18 protein-coding genes are annotated in these 21356 nt (G+C 63.7%); 5 read left to right on the top strand and 13 right to left on the bottom strand.

Going from position 1 to position 21356, the window contains the following annotated elements:
- Positions 1–9: 9 nt before the first annotated feature.
- Genes madB through mdcB form a run of 3 tightly spaced genes read right to left on the bottom strand, consistent with a single transcriptional unit; the run spans position 10 to position 2271 of the window.
- Positions 10–1224 (bottom strand): Na+-transporting malonate decarboxylase, carboxybiotin decarboxylase subunit, encoded by a 1215-nt coding sequence (gene madB / locus RPC_RS05315; protein WP_011471524.1) that lies wholly within the window; start codon positions 1222–1224, stop codon positions 10–12.
- A 22-nt stretch (positions 1225–1246) separates the two neighbouring features.
- The gene (locus RPC_RS26720) at positions 1247–1372 is read right to left on the bottom strand and encodes a hypothetical protein (RefSeq protein WP_415914798.1); all 126 of its coding nucleotides are present in this window, start codon (positions 1370–1372) and stop codon (positions 1247–1249) included.
- On the bottom strand, positions 1369–2271 hold the full coding sequence (gene mdcB, locus RPC_RS05310) for a triphosphoribosyl-dephospho-CoA synthase MdcB (protein WP_011471523.1): 903 nt from the start codon (positions 2269–2271) through the stop codon (positions 1369–1371). Before mdcB ends, RPC_RS26720 begins: the two co-directional genes overlap by 4 nt.
- Before the next feature lie 615 nt (positions 2272–2886).
- Here mdcB and RPC_RS05305 point away from each other — a divergent pair.
- Together RPC_RS05305 and nhaD are read left to right on the top strand one after the other, a co-directional pair.
- Entirely contained in the window at positions 2887–4992 is a 2106-nt protein-coding gene (locus RPC_RS05305) for a molybdopterin-containing oxidoreductase family protein (protein WP_011471522.1), read from the top strand.
- A gap of 248 nt (positions 4993–5240) precedes the next feature.
- Entirely contained in the window at positions 5241–6521 is a 1281-nt protein-coding gene (gene nhaD / locus RPC_RS05300) for a sodium:proton antiporter NhaD (RefSeq protein WP_011471521.1), read from the top strand.
- Between the two features lie 294 nt (positions 6522–6815).
- Here nhaD and RPC_RS24955 read toward each other — a convergent pair whose 3' ends face one another.
- The 10 genes from RPC_RS24955 to RPC_RS05250 all read right to left on the bottom strand — a co-directional run bounded on the left by RPC_RS24955 (position 6816) and on the right by RPC_RS05250 (position 18137).
- Positions 6816–7280 (bottom strand): MaoC/PaaZ C-terminal domain-containing protein, encoded by a 465-nt coding sequence (locus RPC_RS24955; protein WP_011471520.1) that lies wholly within the window; start codon positions 7278–7280, stop codon positions 6816–6818.
- 4 nt (positions 7281–7284) lie between these two features.
- Positions 7285–8418 (bottom strand): thiolase family protein, encoded by a 1134-nt coding sequence (locus RPC_RS05290; RefSeq protein ID WP_011471519.1) that lies wholly within the window; start codon positions 8416–8418, stop codon positions 7285–7287.
- Positions 8415–9902, bottom strand: coding sequence for an AMP-binding protein (locus RPC_RS05285; protein WP_011471518.1), 1488 nt, complete (start codon positions 9900–9902; stop codon positions 8415–8417). Before RPC_RS05285 ends, RPC_RS05290 begins: the two co-directional genes overlap by 4 nt.
- A 594-nt stretch (positions 9903–10496) precedes the next feature.
- Positions 10497–11390: an aldose epimerase gene (locus RPC_RS05280; RefSeq protein WP_011471517.1), complete on the bottom strand. Its 894-nt coding sequence runs from the start codon at positions 11388–11390 to the stop codon at positions 10497–10499.
- The gene (locus RPC_RS05275; protein ID WP_011471516.1) at positions 11387–12742 is read right to left on the bottom strand and encodes an MFS transporter; all 1356 of its coding nucleotides are present in this window, start codon (positions 12740–12742) and stop codon (positions 11387–11389) included. Before RPC_RS05275 ends, RPC_RS05280 begins: the two co-directional genes overlap by 4 nt.
- A gap of 86 nt (positions 12743–12828) precedes the next feature.
- Positions 12829–13707: an NAD(P)-dependent oxidoreductase gene (locus RPC_RS05270; protein WP_011471515.1), complete on the bottom strand. Its 879-nt coding sequence runs from the start codon at positions 13705–13707 to the stop codon at positions 12829–12831.
- The gene (locus RPC_RS05265) at positions 13704–15140 is read right to left on the bottom strand and encodes an MFS transporter (RefSeq protein WP_011471514.1); all 1437 of its coding nucleotides are present in this window, start codon (positions 15138–15140) and stop codon (positions 13704–13706) included. Before RPC_RS05265 ends, RPC_RS05270 begins: the two co-directional genes overlap by 4 nt.
- Before the next feature lie 64 nt (positions 15141–15204).
- Positions 15205–16212, bottom strand: a complete 1008-nt coding sequence (locus RPC_RS05260) for a zinc-dependent alcohol dehydrogenase (RefSeq protein WP_011471513.1) — start codon at positions 16210–16212, stop codon at positions 15205–15207.
- A gap of 40 nt (positions 16213–16252) precedes the next feature.
- Positions 16253–17140, bottom strand: a complete 888-nt coding sequence (locus RPC_RS05255; RefSeq protein WP_011471512.1) for an aldolase — start codon at positions 17138–17140, stop codon at positions 16253–16255.
- Between the two features lie 34 nt (positions 17141–17174).
- The gene (locus tag RPC_RS05250; protein ID WP_011471511.1) at positions 17175–18137 is read right to left on the bottom strand and encodes a carbohydrate kinase family protein; all 963 of its coding nucleotides are present in this window, start codon (positions 18135–18137) and stop codon (positions 17175–17177) included.
- 253 nt (positions 18138–18390) lie between these two features.
- Here RPC_RS05250 and RPC_RS24950 point away from each other — a divergent pair, with 253 nt between their 5' ends.
- The 3 genes from RPC_RS24950 (at position 18391) to RPC_RS05235 (ending at position 21172) form a co-directional block, all read left to right on the top strand.
- Positions 18391–19185, top strand: a complete 795-nt coding sequence (locus tag RPC_RS24950; RefSeq protein WP_011471510.1) for a DeoR/GlpR family DNA-binding transcription regulator — start codon at positions 18391–18393, stop codon at positions 19183–19185.
- Between the two features lie 165 nt (positions 19186–19350).
- Complete coding sequence (locus RPC_RS05240; protein ID WP_041801431.1) at positions 19351–19530, top strand: hypothetical protein; 180 nt, start codon at positions 19351–19353, stop codon at positions 19528–19530.
- 91 nt (positions 19531–19621) lie between these two features.
- Positions 19622–21172 carry a Fic family protein gene (locus tag RPC_RS05235; protein WP_011471508.1) on the top strand — a complete coding sequence of 517 codons (1551 nt, stop codon included), beginning with the start codon at positions 19622–19624 and terminating at the stop codon, positions 21170–21172.
- The last annotated feature ends 184 nt before the right edge of the window (positions 21173–21356 follow it).

Genomic DNA, 21356 nt, shown 5'->3' with positions numbered 1-21356 from the left:
CGTAGCCGCTTAGTGAGGAGCCACGAGACCGATCGTCGAGGCGAAGATGCCGACCGCGATCGCCGAGACGATGACGCCGCAGATGTTGGCACCCATCGCCACCGGGAAGATCATCGCGTAGGGATTCTCCTCGGCAGCGATCTTCTGGGCGAGCTTCGCGGTGGTCGGCACGCAGGAGATCCCGGCGATGCCGACCAGCGGGTTGAAGGCCTTCTTGCTGATCAAGTAGACCAGCCAGCCGCCGGCCAAACCGCCGATGCCCGAGACCAGCAGCGCGGTGATGCCGAGCACCAGCAAGATCAGCACGCGGCTGTCGAGCAGGGTCGAGGCTTCGCAGAGCACGCCGAGCACCAGGCCGAGCATCAACGTCGACATGTAGGTGATCGTCTTCTCGAGCAGCTCCTGGTAGACCTCGATCTCGGCTTCCTTGATGGCGATGCCGAGGAAGAACGACAGGATCAGCGGCGATGCGACCGGCAGCAGCAGGCAGAGCAACGCGGCGGAGACGATGGTGAAGATGAACTTCGCCTTCTGCGAGACATCCGGGAATTCCATCTCGACGTCCATGCCGCGATACTTCTTCGGCACCAGGAACTTCATCAGATAGGGATAGCCGGCGTAGGTCAGCGACAGATAGAGGTAGGCGATGATCGAGATCGGCACGAACAGGTTCTTGGCCATCATCAGCGAGGCGAACAGCACCATCGGGCCATCGGCACCGCCGATCGTACCCACCGCCGCCGCTTCACCCGGCGTCAGGCCGCAGTAATAGCCGATCACCAGCGTCACGAAGGTGCCCATTTCGGCGAAGATGGCGCAGGTCATCACCGCCCAAGGACGGGCCAGAATGAAGGAGATGTCCGACATCGACCCGATGCCGAAGAACAGCATGCAGGCGACCAGCGAGTTCGAGAAGGCGAAGTTGTAAACCGGTTGCAGGAAGTAGATCTGCATTTCATTGACGAGCTTGACCGGATCCGAGATCATCGGATCGAGCATCAGCGTCCCGATGTGATTGCCCTCGAGGAACATCACGCCGGCGTTGACGCACATCATGGCGACGCCCATCGGCACCATGATCAGCGGCTCGAGCGTGCGCTTGAAGCCGAGATAGGCAAGAAAGAACCCGGCGACGATCAGAAAGACGCGGGCGAAGGCGATGGACGGCTCTTGCACGAACATCGTCGCGATGCCGGGAAAGATCGTAAAGAGTTGTTGAAGCATGTGATTGGTCTCCCCTGGTCGATCAGGCGTTTTCGGGTTTTTCGGATTCGCCCAGGAGTTTACTGAGCATGACGATGACCGCGATCACCGCGTATGAAATCGCGGCGGTGAGCGCATAAGCCATCAGCGCGTAGACGATGACGTTCATTGGTAGTCTCCAGTTGCATGAAGGGCTTCGAAGCCGGTCGTCGCCGAGACCGGAAACGACCCGCGCTCGATGAGATGGACGGCGATGGTGACTGCGAGCAGATCGGCGGCACCGCCGGCACTGATCCGTCGCGCGACGCACGCGTCGCCGAAGGCGTGAATTCGAGCGATCCCATCGTCGGTCAGCGCGCCGCCGAGATCGCGGATGCGGCGGGCGCGGTCGCGCGCGAACGCGAGCGCATCGGGGCCGCCGCGCCAAAGCACCGTGGTGTCCTCGGTCTCGGCGATCAGATGGATCAGGGTGTGCACCAGCGCGCGGTTGAGGCCGTGGCCGGCATCGATCGCGGCGCGTAGCGTCGACAGACCATGCGCGGCCACCGTCGGAAAACCGTCCTCGACCTCGCCGCGAATGCCGCGCGCGCCATAGCGGGCGTGCAGCTGTTCGCCGGCGGTCGCCGGATCGTCGCGCCGCTCGATCAACTCGCGCTGCACCAGGCCCTGCGTGATCGCCGCAACTTCGGCGAAGATCTGCGTGGAATTCGGCGCCGCTTCGCCGCGCTGCGCGCGGCCGGCCGCGGCGGCGGTGATACCGAGCGCAAACAGCGCGCCGCGTTGGGTATTGACGCCGTTCGACGCCGCCAACAACAACGCGTCATACTCCCGACCGACGGCGCGCACTGCGGGCAACACCGCCGCGGCAGCACAGCCTTCAAGGGATAGTCCGATCGCCGCGCAGCGATGGAAGCACGGCGCGATCGCCGCGGAGGTCAACATGAAGGTCTGCTGATCCATGTCGGCATGCGCGCCCATCGAGCGCGCAGTCACCAGACCGGGCTTCGGATGAGCTGATACTTCGAGCAGGATGCCGCTAAGGCAGGCCGAACCGATGGTCCATGCCATCGGCGAAACGCCACCAGCGAAATAGGGTGTGAAGTCAGCGGTGCGGAGTGGCGAGCAGTCCATGACGACGATCCAGCCCACCGATTGCTTCCGAGACATGCGTCTCAAAAGACAAGCGGTCGCGGCACGACGCCCTAGCGGCGCGCACCGTCAGCAGAACACCATCACGGAGTATCTCTAAGTCACCTGGCGTGGGCTTCCCGACACCCAGCCGCCTCAACGCTGAAGCCGAGCCGGGGGGAAGATGCGTATGCGGTCGATCACGGTTATCTCGGGCTGACTTCCTCGACCAGGACGATCAGCAGTGCGACGGTATGTCACTGGGCCCAGATCGCGTCAACAGGACTTTTCACTATCCGGTATCATACGTAGGTCGCTGCAAACGATTGGCGACGCAGGCGAAACTGACGGTTTGATTATATCAATTGATAAATGCGATGCATCATTCCAAATCGGTTTCGCGCCATTGACCGCAGCCGCTCCGTCGTCAATTCACCGACGCCAGGCAATCGACTAGGCGGCGGCGCCGCTGAGACGGTCGGCGTTTGCCGGCGAAGTTGACGCGTTGCAGGCCTGCGATTGAACAACCGTCAGCCGGTATATACGTTACTGCGCATGAACCTCATGGACGTTGGCTCCGCCAGCAAGATCAGGACCGGCCGGTCCGTCTGCCCGCACGACTGCCCTTCGGCCTGTGCGCTCGAGATCGAGATGCTGGACGACCACACCGTCGGACGGATTCGCGGCGCCAAGCAGAACTCCTACACGCTGGGGGTGATTTGCGAGAAGGTGGCGCGCTATGCCGAGCGCATCCACCACCCGGATCGGCTGCTGCATCCGTTGAAGCGCGTCGGCCCGAAAGGCAGCGGCGCGTTTGCGCGGATCTCCTGGACCGAGGCGCTGGACCTCACCGCGGCGGCGTTTCTCAAGGCCGAACGCGACCACGGCGCGGAAAGCGTGTGGCCGTTCTATTTCGCCGGCACGATGGGCTTGGTGATGCGCGACGGCATCGAACGCCTGCGCAACGCCAAGGGCTATTCGGGAATGTATGCGACCTACTGCACGCCGCTGTCGTGGTCCGGCTACTATGCCGGCGTCGGCCGATTGAGCGGCGTCGATCCACGCGAGATGCAAAGGTCGGATCTGATCGTGGTGTGGGGCGGCAATCCGGTCAACACGCAGGTCAACGTCATGACCCATATCGCCATCGCCCGCAAGACACGCGGCGCCAAGCTCGCCTGCGTCGACGTCTATGACACCGGCACGATGAAGCAGGCCGACATCAAGCTGTTGATCCGCCCCGGCACCGACGGCGCGTTGGCCTGCGCCGTGATGCACGTGCTATTTCGCGACGGATACGCCGATCGCGGCTATCTGCGGCAATACACCGATTGTCCGGAGCAGTTCGAACGCCACCTCGGCGACAAGACGCCGGAATGGGCGGCGCGGATCTGCGATATCCCGGCCAGTGAGATCGAGGCCTTTGCGGCTTTGATCGGCACGACGCCGCGATCGTTTTTCCGGATCGGCTACGGCTTCACCCGCTCGCGCAACGGCGCGGCGAGTATGCACGCGGTGAGTTCAATTCCGGCCGTGACCGGTGCATGGCGCCACGAGGGTGGCGGCGCGCTGCACACCAACAGCGGCATGTACAAATGGGACAAGACCCTGATCGAAGGCACCGACGCCGGCGTGCCGTCCGGCCGCATGCTCGATCAGTCGCGAATCGGGGCGGTGCTGCTCGGAGATCCGCACGACCTGCAAGGCGGCCCGCCGGTCACTGCGATGCTGGTGCAAAACACCAATCCGGCTTCCGTCGCGCCGGATCAGACCCGGGTGAAACAGGGGTTGGCGCGGGACGATCTGTTTCTCTGCGTGCACGAGCAGTTCATGACCGAGACCGCGCGCTACGCCGACGTCGTGCTGCCCGCCACCATGTTCCTGGAGCACGACGACGTCTATCAGAGCGGCGGCCACCAACACATTCATTTCGGCCGCCAATTGATGCCGCCGCCGGGCGAGTGCCGCAGCAATCACGAGGTCATCAAGGAGCTGGCGCGGCGGGTCGGCGCCGTGCATCGCGGCTTCGCGATGACGCCGCGCGACATCATCGACGAGACGCTGAAGGCATCGAACCGGCCCGATCTTGAGCGGCTCGACGCTGAAAACTGGCTCGACGTGCAACCCGACTTTGCCGTCGCGCACAACATCAAGGGGTTCGGTCATCCGGACGGCAAATTCCACTTCAAAGCGGACTGGAACGGGGCCGCTGCCTATCTGCGGACCAAACAACTCGGCCCCTGGCAGGACCTGCCGACATTTCCCGATCACTGTCGTCTGATCGAAGAAGCGACCGAGGATTACCCGTTTCGGTTGACGACCAGTCCGGCGCGCACGTTTTTGAATTCGACCTTCAACGAGACGGCTTCCAGCGTGAAGCGCGAGGGCCGCCCGACGCTGCTGGTGCATCCCGACGATCTCGCGACGCTCGGGCTGCTCTGCGGCGACAAAGTGAGGGTCGGCAGTCGCCGCGGCGTGGTCACGCTGCATTGCCGATCCCACGATGGACAGCGGCGCGGCGTGCTGATCGCGGAATCGATCTGGCCGAACGACGCCCATGAGGATGGTTGCGGCATCAACACATTGACCGGCGCCGATCAATCAGCGCCGGCGGGCGGCGGCAGCTTCCACGACAATCGGGTCTGGCTGAAGAAGGCTTGACACGGCGCGACGCCGCGCGCATTCACCCGCGAACCTCTGCGACGACCATTCGCGCGCCGATGAACCCGATGCACGGCAGACGTAGTCATCTGCCGCCGAGCAATCGCCGTGTGCTCCACTGATTTTCTCGATGCCGACGGCCGTCGCTCCGCCTTAACGCGTCACTCACCGAATTTTTGCAATGGAAGTTTCCGCCGACGAAAATGTCGGCTAAGGCTCTGCGACATCTTGGCGCGGGAGAACCCAACGTGGTTGGCGCGATCGCTATCGTCTTTGTCGTCGCTTACGCAGCCATTGCGTTGGAGCACTCGCTGAAGATCAACAAGACGGCCTCGGCCCTGATTGGGGCCGGTTTGCTTTGGTCGGTCTATGCCGTCATGAGCGGCGACGCCGCCCTGGTCGCCAGGCAACTCAACGAGTCGGTGTCCTCTACCGCACAAGTTGTGTTCTTCCTGATCGGTGCGATGACGATCGTCGAGGTGATCGATGCGCATAACGGTTTCGAAGTCATTACTTCGATGATCAAGACCAAGAAGCAGGTCACCCTGATTTGGTTGATCGGGCTGGTAACGTTCTTTCTCAGCGCGGCGCTCGACAATCTGACAACGACGATCGTGATGATCTCGCTCATCAAGAAGCTGCTCGGCAAGTCCGACGACCGGTTGTTTTTCGCGGCGATGATCGTGATCGCCGCGAACGCCGGCGGCGCATGGTCCGCGATCGGCGACGTCACGACCACGATGCTCTGGATCGACGGCCAGATCACCCCGCTCTCGATCATGAAGGGCTTGTTTCTGCCGTCGCTGGTCAATCTGATCGTGCCGCTGCTGGTCGTGAGCTACCTGCTGAGAGGCCGCGACATCGTTTTGCCGACGCGCCAGGATAATGCGCCGACGCGAACCAAACAGCTCGAGCGCAACGTCACCTTCTATCTCGGGCTTGCCATCCTGATCGGCGTGCCGGCCTTCAAGAGCATGACCGGGTTGCCGCCTTTCATGGGAATTCTGTTCGGCCTCGGCGTGCTGTGGGTGGTCGGCGAAATCATCAACCGCGACAACGATTCCGGAGACGGGATGCGCCCGAGCTGGGTCGACGCCCTGATGCGCATCGACATGAGCTCGATCGTATTCTTTATCGGAATCCTGCTGGCCGTCGCGACCTTGGAGCACACCCACATTCTCGCCATGCTGGCCAAATGGCTGGATTTCAATGTCGGACGACAGGACGTGATCGTCATCGTTCTCGGCCTTGCCAGCGCGGTCGTCGACAACGTGCCGCTCGTCGCCGCGTCGATCGGAATGTACAGCCTGGCGGACTATCCGCCCGACAGCTTCCTTTGGGAATTTATCGCCTACTGCGCCGGCACCGGCGGATCGATTCTGATCATCGGTTCGGCGGCCGGCGTCGCCGCGATGGGGCTCGAGAGAATTCAGTTTCTATGGTACGTGCGCCGGATCAGCGGCCTGGCGCTGCTCGGCTATTTCGCCGGCTGCGCGGTTTATATCGTTCAGTACAACTTGACGCATTGAGGAGCGACCTTGCGCGCTTGGCGAGGGCAGCGCCGCAAGCCGTGCCACCGCCCGAGCACCGTTCGTTCAAGACTGCCGCGAGGCGGAATCTAGAGAGCACTTTCGGTTAGGATTGCTGCGGTTCAAGAGTCCCGGGCCGTCATTCCGGGGCACGAGCAGCGTCAGCTGCGAGTGAACCCGGAATCCATAACCACCGCAGGGAGTAGGGATTCCGGACTTGCTCGTTCTTCGAACTCGCAATCCGGAATGACGACAACATTTTGGTTGGATGATTCAATCCTAACCGAAAATGCTCTAGCCGCTGTCATAGAAGAGATCGACGACCGTGGCCGTCAGCACCGGCTTCCGGGTCTCTGCGAAGTTGATTTCACAGTTGGTTTCGACACGAACGAAACTACGCGTCGGAGTCACGGAAACAAACCTTGCTTGCAGGAACAACGGCACCTCGGTGCCGACCGGGTGCCGGAAGCGCACCCGACGATACTCGGCGACCATGGACATGTCGCAGCGTGCGACGGTGTAGGCCTGCTGCAACAGCCGCGGCAGTTGCGCAATCAGCAGGTTTCCGGGCACGATCGTTCGGCCCGTCGGCAGAGCCGCCTTGGCCCGCTCGGTGTCGCAATGAATCCATTGGCGATCTTGGCTGAGCGCGACGAAGCGATCGACATCGGACTGCGTCAGCGCAAACGTCTCGCTCGGGGGCAGTTCCTGGCCGACCAACGCGGCGAGATCGAGCGGGCGATCAACCTGGAGACGCACGAGCCTACTCCACACGTAGCAGCATGGCGGAGCCGAGCCCGCCCGCCGCAGCGATCGTCGCAAGCCCCGTCGCGCCCGCTCCCATGGTCTGCAATTCGTGCCACCCGCGCACCGCGACGATTGCACCGGAGGCGCCGATCGGGTGCCCGCGCGACAGCGCGCCGCCGCCGCGATTGACGCGGGCGGGATCGAGGTCGAAGGCCTCGATGCAGGTCATGGCCTGAACGGCGAACGCCTCCATGATTTCAACGACCGAGATCGAAGCGACCGGCAGCCCCGCACGACGCAACGCCGTTCGCACCGCTTCGATCGGCCCCAGGCCAGGCCGTTCCGGATCGCCGCCCACCCGTGCGCCGCCGACGAGACGGACGACCCGGACAGGCGCTCGGATCGACGCCAGCGCCCGTTCCGACACCACGAGGACGGCGGCCGCCGCATCGGCCTCGACCGCCACCGTCGCCGCCGTCACGCCGTGGATCGGGCTGCCGGCGAGCAACGGAAGTCGGGCGCAAAGCCCGGCGGTGAGACGCCGCGCAAACGCATCTGCTGTTAGTCCGGCCACGGCAACACATTCAACCGCCGCAGCACCGCGCGCCAGCGCCTTGCGGTGGCTCTCGATGGCGAACGCCTCTTGGGCGGCGCGGCTGATGTCCCACTCCGCCGCCAGCGTCGCTGCGGCGGGAATCATATCCGGATCGCGCTCCGGCCACGGCGTGAACGGCGGGCGGTCATAGGGCTGCGCAACCTCGTCGGCCCCGAGCGGACGACGCGAACGGATCGGCGACCGACTGAAGCTTTCGACGCCCCCGGCGACGATCACATCGGCTTCGCCGCTGCTGATCCGCGTCGCCGCCAGCAGGATCGCATCCAGGCCGGAGCAACATTGCGTGTCGATGGTGATCGCCGGCACCACGTCCGGAATTCCGACCTTGAGCGCGGCCAAGCGTGCGGGATTGCCGCCGCCGTAAAGCGCGTTTCCCAGAATCACATCGTCGACTTCGGCCGGCGCCAGGCCGGCTTCGTCGAGCACGGCCGCAATCGATGCTACGGCCAGATCCACCGCTTCGATCCTCGCGAAGGCACCTCCACGAGGAACCACCGCGGTCCGGCGCGCCGCAACCATGAACGCCGCGCTCATGGCAGCCTCCCGGTGATCGCGCCCGTCATCCAGGCTTGCCGCAGCCTTTCAAAGTCGGTTTTGCCGGACCGCGTCAACGGCCACTCCGCGACGCTCGCATAGACCCGCGGCACCTTGTAGAGCGGCAATGCCTTGCGCTGGTAAGCGATGAGATCTGCAGATGTGACGACCGCATCCGTGCGTATCTGCACGAGCGCGATCAGCCGCTCGCCGCGGCTTCGGTCGGGGGCGCTGAGAACCGCCGCGGCCGTCACCATCGGGTGCTGCTCCAACACCCGTTCGATCTCCTCGGGGTAAACGTTCTTGCCCGAGGTGACGATCTTTCGGCGCGCGCGGCCGACCAGATGCAGGAAGCCCTGCGGGTCGAGAAAGCCGATGTCCCCCACCGAGACTTCTTCACCATAGTGGAGCAAGTCGGAATCTTCACCGCAAGCGTAGTTCATAATTAGAAACGGGCTCGCGACAAACACATAGCCGGTCTTTCCCTGTGGAATTGGCCGGCCGGCTCGATCCCGGATCGTCACCACGGCTCCCGAGAAGGCGCGGCCGACAGACGTCTCTGGAGCGCCTTCGTCGGCTTTGGCGACCGTCATGAAGCCGGTCTCTGAAGCACCGTAGAACTCGGCAAACCGCGCGTTTGGAAACAGCCGTCGCAACGGCTCACGTTCCCCGATGGGCCACTTGGCTCCCGACGAGAGAATCCAGCGCATCGAGCCAAGAACCTGGTCACCAGCCGCCTTGACCGTCAGTTGTAGCTGCGTCGGCACGCCATACAGCACCGTGACACGCTCTGCTTCAATGAGGCGTACCACGGCGTCGGGCCGGAACCGCCTGCAGAGCACGACCCGGGCGCCGGAATTAAGCCCATGCACCAGAGCATAAAGAAACAACGAATGGGTCAGCGTTCCCGGCGCGAGGATCACGTCGTCGGAACTGATTCCGAATTCCAGTGCGTCGTGGCGAGAGCTCTCGGTCCACGATCGATGGTGGCGGCGGTACCCTTTTGGCAGGCCTGTCGATCCGGATGTGAAGCCGACATAGAAGGGCAGCATGGCATCCGGCTCGGCGCCTGAGTGCGCGGGGGCCGACACGCCGAGCGCCGGCACAACCTGCATGAACGCAATCATCGGGTCCGCAACGATCACGGTGTTGCTGCCGCTGAAGCGAGCGTCAGAACTGACAAACAGGTCGGGTGACAGCCGCGCTCGGATCGCGCGGGTCATCTCGATTGGCCAGTCCGGATCGAACACCTGCGCTTCGCGCCCGGCCCGCGCGACCGCCAGAAACAGCAGAGCCAGCGCGGGGCTGGTGGGCAGATGAAGGGCAACGCTGCCGCCCGCGGGGGTGGTGGCGACAATGAACCCCGCCAGCCGGTTGATCTCGCGGTTGAGATGCACCCAAGAGATCCGCTGGTCTTCGAAGACCAACGCGTCGCGGTCCGGCGTGCGCGCCGCGTAACAGGACAGCGCGGCCGTGATGCTCACGTGTGTTGCCCGAGCGCGACGGGACAGGCCCGTTGGACGGCCTTGGCCGGGCATCCGCGCGCCAGCGCTGCCAAGAGTTTGCCCGGCAGAAACACCGCGGTCGCATGCGTCTCCTGAAGCGCGCCCGCCTGCGCCACGATCATCAGGCCGGCGATACGGCAACCGCAAGCGATGAGAATTCTCCTCGGCTGGCCAAGATCCGCGGTGTCGCCCGCTAGGCTCACCGACAACGATCATCGTGTTGGCAGGTCAAATAAAAACGGTCCAGCAGCAAGATTGCTGGCTCGCGCAAAGACCGCCAGAATGCAGGCAAGTTGCATCTGCCACATCGACGATTGTCGATACCGCGATTGATCCAAGCAGCGCAAGCCTGTTTTGTCGCACGATCTTGCGCTGCGGACGGCGTCCTCGCGGCGCAGGCGCCGGAGATCTGGTCACGACTGAAGCTGCCGGAAACGGCAGACAAGCTTCAGAGGATGGGGAACTTGGTAGCGGAAGCCCTAACCTGCGTCACCCAAGACGGCGAAGCTATTTCCGATCGGCGGCGCGCAGCGCAGCGCAGTTTCGCACAGCGCCAGCCGTTCGGTGAAGGCACTAGACGGCTCGGCTGATAGCCCATTGTGTGATGGTCACAAGGTCGCTCGCGGTGGACACCAATTGTGGCGCGGTGTTGACGCCGTTGGGCGGTCCCGAGAGCGGCTCGACACAAGCTGCGTCCGGCTGCTTGTCGTACACCACCATCGATGAGGCAGGCGACGTCATATCGAGCCGCACTTGCCCGGGCCACAGCAGTTCGGCGCGCATCGGCCCGTCGAACCCGAAACAATCGTCCCACGGCCCCGGGCGCGGTGCAATGCGCTCCGAGCTCGGCAGTTCGTCCGAACCGGGCGCGTATTGCCAGTCCGCAGTGAAACCGATGTGGAGTTTCTCCGCGTCGGTTGCCGTCTCGCTGAGCCCTTTGCGAAACCAGGGATGCCAGCCGGCGGCAGCGGGAAAGCTGTCGCCGGCGGTGGAAATTTTCAGCGCAATGGTCAGCGTGTTTCCTGCAAGCTCGTAACGCTGCGTCACGCTTCCCTGCCAGGGCCACGGATCGCCGAGGTCGAAGTGAAACTCGGCTGACGATGCCGACGTTGCGCCGATACGCCACGGTGCGAAGCAGGCCATGCCGTGCAACGCGTGCGGCGGCTTGTTCACCGGAAGCTGCCAACTCCGCTCGCCAAATTGCAGCCGGCCAGACCCCAGGCGCCCGACCCAAGGCACCATCGGAAAACAGCCATACTGAAACGCACGCCGATCTGGCGTCCACTGCCGCAGCAATTCGAGGCCGAACGCCGTCAGCGACGTCATCCGGCACCCGTCATGGGGATAAATCGTGGCGGTCAGATCGCCATCGCGCAACAGCACTTGAGGACCACGCGGGCCAGACCACGGCGCGTCGAACGCCCGTCGGACCGTCTGATAGCAATCGTCGTCATGAATGAGTGTCATGTCGTCTCCCGCGGCAGTGCCGTCGCATAGTCATGAAGTTCAATCAGCCGAACCTCGCTGATCAGCCAGACCGACGTCGCGGAGATCAACGAGACGACGATCAGATAGCCTGCCACCCACCACGGGTCGCCATGGCCGAGCGTCAGCAGCGACGCCGAAATCAGCGGCGTGAGGCCGCCGAGCATCGCCGAGAACTGATAGGCGAACGACAGGCCGGTGTAGCGAACCCTGGTGCCGAACATCCGCGAGAACATCGTGGGCTGCACCGCGAACATCGCCGTGGGACCCAAATTGTAAAAGACAATGAAGGCGAGGCAGATCAGCACGCCATTTCCGGTTGCGAGCGCCGCGAAGAACGGCACGATCAGAACCGCGCAGGCCAGTGCGCCGAACAGGTAGACCACGCGTTGGCCGTACCGATCGGAGAGCCAGCCAAACAGCGGGCACAGCATGATGCCGATCGCCGAAGCCATCAGCATGCCCATCAGCGGAAGCTGACGCCCCATCGCCAGGTTGGTGGAGACGTAGGCAATGCCGAATGCATTGACGATGTTCGAGGACACCGTCTCGGCGAGGCGCGCGCCGAGCGCGAGCGCGATATTGCGGGGATGCCGGCGTAGCAGTTCGACGATCGGGAGCACTCGCTTCTCGGTGCTAGCCTGCTCGCGGCGTCGCGTGGCCTTGAAATCCAGTGTCTCCTCGATGTGTAGCCGGATCTGCATGCCCACGATCAGCATTGCCGCCGAAAGCAGGAAGGGAAGGCGCCAGCCCCAATCCAAGAACTGCGCTTCCGTAAGCCCCCAACTGCACAAGGCGAACACGCCCGTCGCCAACATGATTCCGGCGGACGCCGCCATTTGCGGCAAGGAGCCGAAGAAACCACGACGCGATTCCGGCGCGGATTCGATCGTCATCAGGGCTGCGCCGCCGTACTCGCCGCCCAATCCAAACCCCTGAATCAGCCGAAGCACCACCAACATGATGGGCGCCGCGATCCCGACATCGGCGAACGTCGGCAGAAACCCGATGAGGAAAGTCGATATGCCGGTGATCAACAGCGTCGCGATCAAGGTCGCCTTGCGCCCGACCCGGTCTCCGAAATGACCGAACACCACGCCGCCGAGTGGCCGGGCGAGAAAGCCCACACCGAAGGTGGCAAACGCCGCGATCGTCCCCACCGCAGGATCCGACTGCGGGAAGAACAGCTTGCCGAACACGAGGCCCGCCGCGGTCCCAAAGATGAAGAAATCATACCATTCGAGCAGGGCGCCGGCGAAACTCGCGGCGACCACTTTCCGCATGGCCGCCGGCGAGAGGCCGCGTGTTGTTGCGTTTTCGTTATCGGTAGGCATGGGAGTTCCTCCTCTTGTTCGGCCAACTGATTACACCGTCCTTATGGCCGGCCCTGCTCGCTCTTTTTATCTGGGTCGTGCATCGGTCACGGCTTGATCGGGGTCAGCGGCGCGACGATCGCCGCGGCGTCCTTGCTGCCGAGCCCGGCGGCGCGGGCCAGTGAGAACACTGAGAGTCCCGCCGCGGCGACCGGCGTCGGAATCCCCCAGGTCGCGGCGGCATTGACCGACAGCCGCAGATCCTTGGCGGCGAGATCGACCGCAAACCGGGTGGTGAAATCGTCGTTTATCATCCAGCCGAGCCGGATGTCGGCCTGGGTCGACCATCCGCCGGTCGTCTTCAGCGCGGAGGAAAACACCTCGGGATCAATGCCGGCTTTACGGGCCAGGAGGTAGCCCTCCGCCAGAATCGCCAAATTGGTCATGCCGACCAAGTTCGAGATGAGCTTGAACATCGTCGCCCCTTCGACGGAGCCCATGTCGAACACCACGCTCGACATGTGTTTGAACACGGGCGCCAAAGCCTCGAGAGAAACTTGATCGCCGCCGACGAACAGCGGGATCTCACCTTTCTCCGCCATCGCCGGTGTCTTGCCCATGGTGCACGCCACGAAGCGCGCGCGTCCGCCCTTGGCGATCATGTCGCTGACACGTCGCGACGTGGCCGGATCGATGGTGGAAAGATCGACCGCGATCGCGCCTTCCGCGAGGTCGGCGGCGTGCTCGGTCCAGAACGCCTCGACGTGGTCCGGCGTCGGCAGACAACTGAACACCACGGCCCGCCCGGCGACCGCGTCGCGGGCGCTCGCCGCCGCGCTGGCGCCGTGCGACACCAGCCGCTCGATGGCGGCCTTGGAGAGATCGTACACCGCGAGGCTCCAGGGTCCCGAGGTGAGCCGCGTCGCCACCGCGCCGCCCATCGCGCCAAGTCCGATGATGCCGATATTGTCGATTGAACGGCTCATGCCGCATTCTCCTTCACTGCAACGATAGAGAGCACCGAAGCGTCTTCGGCGTCGACGTTGGCGCCGATCGGCTCCCAGCGGATCGCAAGACAGGTCAGAAATCCGACCAGCGGCACGATTGCCAGCCAGTAGAAAGCGTCGGTGCGCAGGTTCTGCCAAAGGATCGGCCAGAAGATCAGCCCGCAAAGGGCGCCGGCGCGCATGATCGCGCGCGCAAAACCGACGCCCGCCGTGCGAATGCTCGGCGGGTACGACAAGGTCGCGATGGTCATGCCGAGACCGCCGGGACCGGCCGAATGAAAGAAGATGATCAGCCCGAGCAACACCAGCGCCAGCCACGGGCTATCCTTGCCCATGAAGCCCAGCATCAGCAGCGCCAGCACCACCATGCCGAAGCCGAACATCGACTGCCGACGCGCCCCGATCTTCTGCACCAGGATCGAACCGATCGCCCCGCCGGTGACGCCGCATAGCGCATTGACGGCGGCCGAGCCCCACAGCGCGTTCGACAGCCCGCCGGAGAGAATGCCCGCAAGCGTCAAGGGGAGATAGACGCCGACCGCATTGTATTGCCAGGCCTGCATCGTGGCGACCACACAGCCGAGAATGGTCCGTCTACGATAGGGCGCACGGAACAGCACAGAGTAGGCACCGTGCAGCTTGGCCCCTGCCTCCTTCTCGTGGGTGGCGTCCCCGGCCACTTCGGCCCGGACGTCATAACGATCGCTGAGGATTTTGCAGGACTCGTCGTAGCGATAGGTGCGCGCCGCCCACATCGCCGACTCCCCGATGTAGATATAGCGCAGCACCATGACGACCACGGCGAAGGCGGAGCCGATGAAAATGCCGTAACGCCACAGCATCGGCTGCTCGACCGCCGCCGCCGAGAGCGACAGCAAGATGAGATAGACCACCGTGGTCGAAAGGTACCATCCCATCTGCCAAAGATTGACGGACGTGCCGGACTTCTTCGAGGACGAGCCGCGCAATTCGGCGACCGCGCCGGTTGCCAGCGGGAAATCGATGCCGAGACCTAATCCCATCACCAACCGACTCACCAGCACAGCCCAGATATTTGGAGCGAAAGCGATCGCGAAGGCTCCGACCGTGCAAAGCCCCATGCCGATCAGGAAGCCGCCGCGCTGGCCGAAGCGATTGATGATCCGGTTCGACAACAAGCCGCCGATCAGCGCCGAGACCAGAACCGAGGCGTTCACCGTCGCCGCAAGCCCCGGCGAAATGCCGAACTGCGTGGCGATGAACGAATTGCCGAAGCCGATCATCGCGGCCTGGTAGGCATCGATCAGGACGCCGCCCAGCGCGATCAGCGTGACGGCGAGACCGGAACGGGTCGCCGGGTGGGCGTTGACGATATCGACAACGTCTTGTGGGCGCCGAATGACGTACGGCGCTGCGGCCGTGAGTGTATTCATGGACTTCTCCTGTTCCACAAGAACGTTGGGATTCTGAAGTGCCGACACGACGTGACGAAGGAAGTCAGTTTTTGAACTTGATAAGCACCTTGATGGATTCCGGCTGCTTGGCCCGGGCATAGGCATCGGCGGCCTGTTCGATCGGGAACACATCGGTGATCAGCTTCGAAGTATCGAAGCTGCCATCCGCCAGCCAGGCGATCGCAACGTCGAAATCCGACGGCACGTACATGCCGGAGCTCAAGAGGTCGCGTTCAAAGCGCTGCATGCTCGGCAGCGGAATTTCGCGCGGGCCGGAGGGCACGCCCATGCAGATGACGGTGCCGCCGGCCATCACCTTGGTGCAGGCTTCGGTGAGCGTCGCCTGCGCCGCCACCACGTCGATGACACCCGTAAACCGTTCCTCCGCGGCCAATTCGCCCGGCGCGACGACGCGGTGCGCGCCCATCTGCAAGGCCAACTCCCGCTTGCGCGCTTCGGGTTCGACCACGGTGATTTTCTGCGCGCCCATGATGCGCAACGCCTGCACAATCGACAGCCCGATGGTGCCGGCGCCGATCACCAGCACGTCCTCGCGCGCATCGACCGGCATCCGACTGACGCAGTGATGCGCGCAGGCCACCGGCTCGGCGAACGCCAAGATCTCCATCGCCAAGCCCTTTGGCGCAAGGTGCAGGTTGCGCGCCGGAACGACATGCGAGGAGCGCCCTAGGCCGGGCGCACGGAAGCCCGCGACCTGCGGAGGCTCACAGAGATTGAAGCGACCCGAGAGACAGGCACGGCATTTGCCGCACGCCATGATCGGATCGACTACGACGTGATCGCCGACCCGTGCGTTGGTGACGCCGCTGCCGACTTCCACTACGACGGCGGAAATCTCGTGGCCGGTCACCATCGGCGGTTTGGCGAACGGATGCCCGCCCGCCAGCACGTGCAGCTCGGAGCCGCAGACGCCGATAAAGGCCGGCTCGATACGGACCTCATCGGCCGCCAGCGCGGGCAAGGTCACGTCGACCTGCTCGCATACCACCACACCGATGTCTTGGAATTTGACCTGTGAAACGATGGTCATGAGAATCTCCATTCAGCCGAGTGCTTGTTGACGATGCAGATCAGCGCGACGCCATCGCGGCGTCGACGATTTCAGCCAGCCGCTGCAGCCTCGGCACCGAGACATCCCGCAACATTGAATCGATATCCTGGGCGCCGATCACCGATGCCCACACCGCGCGCCCGGCCAGAAACCCGGATGCGCCGGCGGCCATCGCGATCCTGACCGCGCGGCCGTACAGGTCGGCAGGCACGCCGGAGGACAGGATCACCCAAGGCATCGAAATATTTCCTGCCAGGCGGCGGCATCCCTCGAGCAGCTCGCTTTCGCTGCCTTTACCGCCGAACGGCATCTCGACCTTGTAGAGATCGGCCTCGGTGGCGCCGAGCTCGAGCGCGGCGGCGACAATCGCTGCCTCGCGGTCGAATTCCCAACCCCGGCGCGGCGGCCGCACCACCGGCTCGATGACGCTGATCAGTCCCGCCGACCGGCAGCGCGCGACGAACTCGGCGACCATCGCCAGCCGCGGCTCCGCCGGTTCATCGGCGCGCCAGAGCACCAACAGCTTCAGCGCCTTGGCGCCCATCGCACGGCAGGCCACGGGGTCCACCGACAGATCGATGCGCACGTCGTCGACCGGAATGCCGTTGCCGGGCAAGAATTCGTCGGCGGCGGCGATCAGGCCGCAGCTTGGCGCCAGCACCCGGTCGGCAACGATCTTGTCGAGGCAGAACTGGCGGTCCGCGAGCGTCGCGGATGCGTAGGGCGACAGGATTTTCGCTGCCGTCACCTTGAAGTTGGTCAGTACCGAATCGGCGACCGGGGTCGGCGTTCCGGCCGCGGCGAACATCGTTCGCATCGCCTCTCGCTGGTCGATCGCCAGCATCGCGAACCCACCCGAGGGGCGCGCGAGGTCGGACAGAGTGCAAGGGGCTTGGGTTACGGTCATGGACAATTTCCTCTGGAATGGGGGGACGAATGGCTCACACGGCGGACGACGGGGACGCCGTCAGCATCTCGTTCAGTTCGGACAGCGTCGGAATGGCGCTGCGCGCATCGAGCGCGCGGCACGACAGCGCCGCGGTGGTGTTGGCTTGCAGCAGCACCGAGGCCCAGTCGCCGCCGCGGCAGAGCGCGGCGAGCAAGCCGCCGTGAAACACGTCGCCGGCGCCGAGCGTCGAGACGATCTCGATATCCCGCCTGGCCGCCACCGCGACCTTCCCGGCCGGCTGGCCCGGCGCAAATCGTTCGCTCCAAAACGCGATCGATCCCTGCGAGCCGCTGGTCGCGACCACCGCCGCGGCGCCCCCGGCGAGGGCCAGTCTCGCGGCCTGTTCGATGCCCTCCGGCGTGTGCTCGAGCCCGAATTGCCGGGTCAGCGCTTCCGTCGTGGGGATGTAGAGATCGAGGCCGTCCAGCGTAAAGCCGGCGACCGGATGGCCGGCGTCAATCGACAGCCGAGGCTGCCGCGAAGGCGACCGACCACGCAGATAGTCCGACGCCGAGGCGAACCCGAAATGATCGGTATGCACCCACTCGGCGCCGTCGATCAGCTCGATGGCCCGCGCACCGAAGGCTGCGATCGGCGGCAGCGCCGGAACGGCCAGTGTGGCGATTGCGCGAGTCTGAATATCCTTCGAGACGACGACGCAGGAGGCCTGGGTTGCCACCGCGCCGTCCTGCAGCACGCCGGACACGTCGACGCCTTCGGCCTCGAGCATCTGGATCGCGTGATCGCCGGCGGTGTCCTTGCCGACCCGGCCGATGAAAGCGGCTTTGATTCCCTGACGCGCCAACACCACGGCGGCATTCGCCGCCGGGCCGCCGCCCGCGATCATCACCTGCTCGCCGATGACGCGCTCGTCGGGGCCGGGGTATCGCGGGACCAAGGCCAGGGCATCGAGCGTCACCACGCCGACGCACACGACGCGAAATGGACCAGACATAATCACCTCTCCTTGATCACCGGCGTAACCAAATGTGTGATAAAGATGACAACATCAGACTTTGTTTGTCCATAAAATAACGACTGGCGCGCGGCGTTTTGCCATTAATCTTGTGCTGCAGTGCAACTGAAGCCCCCGGCCCTCACGCCGAGGCCACGCCGCACGCCCGAATCTGTTAGAATCTGTTAGATATTTGACAAACTGCCGGCGCATCCCCCGCCCTGGCGAGACCCGAGGAAAGAGACCCGCGACAATGGCTCCCGACAACCTGCGCTACCGAGATGCGCCTGCCCGGCGCGGGGCGATCATCGACCAGCTCAAAAATCTTGGTTTCCTCACCATCGGCGAGGTCGCGAAAGAGTTGGGGGTGTCGGAAATGACGGTGCGGCGCGATGCGCGACGCCTGCACGAGGAAGGTCGGCTGATTGCGTTGCGTGGCACGTTGCGACTGCCGAGCTCGCACGACGAATCCGAAACGGAATACCAACGCCGCGCCGCAGCTGCGACCACCGCGAAGGAAATGGTCGGACGGATCGCCGCCAGCGAGGTGCTGCCGGGCGATGTGATCGCCATCGACGCCGGCACCACGGCGTTTCAGGTCGCCCGCGCGTTGCCGGAGGATTTCGACGGCACCGTCGTCACCCATTCGATTCCGGTGCTCGATCTCTTGATCGATCGGCCGATGACCAAGACCATCGCGCTGGGCGGCGACCTCTACCGGCCGAGCCGCGCGCTGGTCGGCTCCTTTACCGTGGAATGCGCGCAACGCCTGAGCGTGCGGACCTTCTACATGGGCGCCGCGGCCGTGGACGAGCGGGGTGTGTATGCGTTGGGCGACGTGGAGCGCCTGGTCAAGCAAACCCTGATGAGCATTGCAGATCGCGTCGTACTGGTGATCGACAACCGCAAATTCGACGTCAAGGCGCCAGTTTTCATGTGTGATTGGAGCCGTTTTTCCCTCGTCGTCTCCGACCAGGTTCCGCCGGACCAGATCACTGCGCTGCTGCGTCAGAAGAACATCCAAATACAGGTCGCCAGCGAAGGATAATTTGCGGCGAAGGGTATTTTCGCATAGCTCGACCACCGCAATCCTGGAGCATTTTCGGTTAGGATTGATGCGGTTCAAGAGTCCCGGGCCGTCATTCCGGGCACGAGCAGCGTCAGCTACGAGTGAACCCGAAATTCATAACCACCGCCGGGAGTAATTCCGGACTTGCTCGTTCTTCGAACTCGCAAAAAAGCGGAGGCTTACGAGCAGCAGCAGCATTTGCTGCAGGGCCTGCGGCACCGCGGCGTGCCGCTGCTGCCGCCGCTGGCCGGTATGCGCACCAACGCTACCTTGGAGAGCTTTTCGACTCGAATAATGATTTTGAAGAGATTTATGACGTCTTGAACTGGTTTTCGACGAGAACTCTGTTACGGTGGTTTTCGACAATGTGGCTCGTTTTGGCGCCTGAATCGACTATTTGAATGGGTTTTCGACCATGGACCTGGCCTTAGCCACCCCGCACCTCTTCCAGGACAAGCTCCTGCCGGATGAGGCAAGGCCTGTGGGCTTGTCGGCTCTGGTGCATGCGCTGGCCGTCAAGGCTCCGGTGCGCCGCCCGTGCGCGATTTCCGAAAAGCACATTCGCGGCAGTTCTCGCGATCAAGCCGAATGGCGGCTTTTCGACAAGCGCTATTGGCCGGGCGAAACCCTTTCCGCCCACCTGAACTTTGCCCTCCGCCATGAGGATCTGGATCTGCTCGTCCTAAAACGGGTGTTCAAGGCGGTGCCGAAATCGGCAATCGAAGCATTCGTCCGCGAAGCGCCGACCGGCGTGCCGACGCGCCGCGTCTGGTTTCTATACGAGACGCTGACGGGAGAAATGCTAGACGTTGCGGAATCCCCGGCTATAGCGGCGGTCGATTTGCTCGACCCCAAAGCCTACTTCACGGGCAAGCCGAAAGTCTCCAAGAGGCACCGTGTCCGGGACAATCTGCTCGGAACGAAGGACTTTATTCCGATCATCCGCCGCACACCTGCACTTGCCGCATTCACCGAAAGCGGCCTTGCGGCCAAAGCGCGTGACACCGTCGGCCGCACCGGCGGGCACGTCGTTGCCCGCGCCGCCAGCTTTCTTCTACTGGCGGACAGCCGCGCGAGTTTTGAGATCGAGGGCGAACACCCGCCGCGCAACAGGCTTGAGCGCTGGGGACGTGCGGTCGTCCAGGCCGGGAAACATGCGCTTACGCTGGATGAGATCAACCGGCTTCACGGCGTCCTGATCGAAGACAACCGGCTTATCCGCCCCGGTCTTCGCCCTGACGGCGTTTTTGTCGGCGAACGGGATCACGAGAACAATCCGATGCCGGAATTCATCGGCGCGCGGCCCGATGATCTCGACAGCTTGATGAAGGGCATGATCGCCACCAACACGCGGATGCGGGATGACGGCATGGATGCGGTCCTGCAAGCGGCATGCACGGCCTTCGGATTTGTCTATGTCCATCCCTTCCAGGACGGCAACGGGCGTCTTCACCGCTGCCTGATCCACCACGTCCTTGCAGAGCGCAAATTCACGCCACCCGGCATGGTGTTTCCGGTCTCGTCCGTCATGCTGGACCGGATCGACGATTACCGCACGACATTACAGGCGCATTCGGGTCCGCTCATGGATTACATTGAGTGGAAAGCGACACCCGACCGCAACGTCGATGTGACAAACGACACAGCCGACCTGTACCGATATTTCGACTGTACGGAAGAAGCCGAATTTCTCTATCAGTGCGTCGCGCACACCATTGAGCATGATCTGCCGCATGAAATTGATTATCTGCGCCGCCACGACGAAGCGCGCCGCAAGATCATGGACACGGTCGAGATGCCCGACCGTCTCGCCGACGACCTGCTGCTGTTCATCCGCCAAAACAAAGGAACGCTCTCGAAGAAGCGCAGAGAGCGTGAATTCAAGGCATTGAAGGACGAAGAAATCGCACAGATCGAAGATGTCGTGCGCGAGGCATTCGACGGGTTCGAGAATCGTGTCCCCTGACGCGGTGTAGCTGGCGGCGGGTCACCGCGACTGCCGGGTTGGTCCGGGCCGGTCAGCTGGCGGATGCCGGGAGGCTGACGGCGGGATCGTCGCCGATCGGGGCGATGGTTTCCAGCGTCATGTAGCGGGCGCGCTGCAGCATCCAATCACCGAGGTATCGCAACTGCGCATCAGCTATGATGTG

It is taken from the genome of Rhodopseudomonas palustris BisB18, assembly GCF_000013745.1.
Classification (GTDB): domain Bacteria; phylum Pseudomonadota; class Alphaproteobacteria; order Rhizobiales; family Xanthobacteraceae; genus Rhodopseudomonas_A; species Rhodopseudomonas_A palustris_F.
This window is presented reverse-complemented; position numbering and strand designations above follow the sequence as displayed.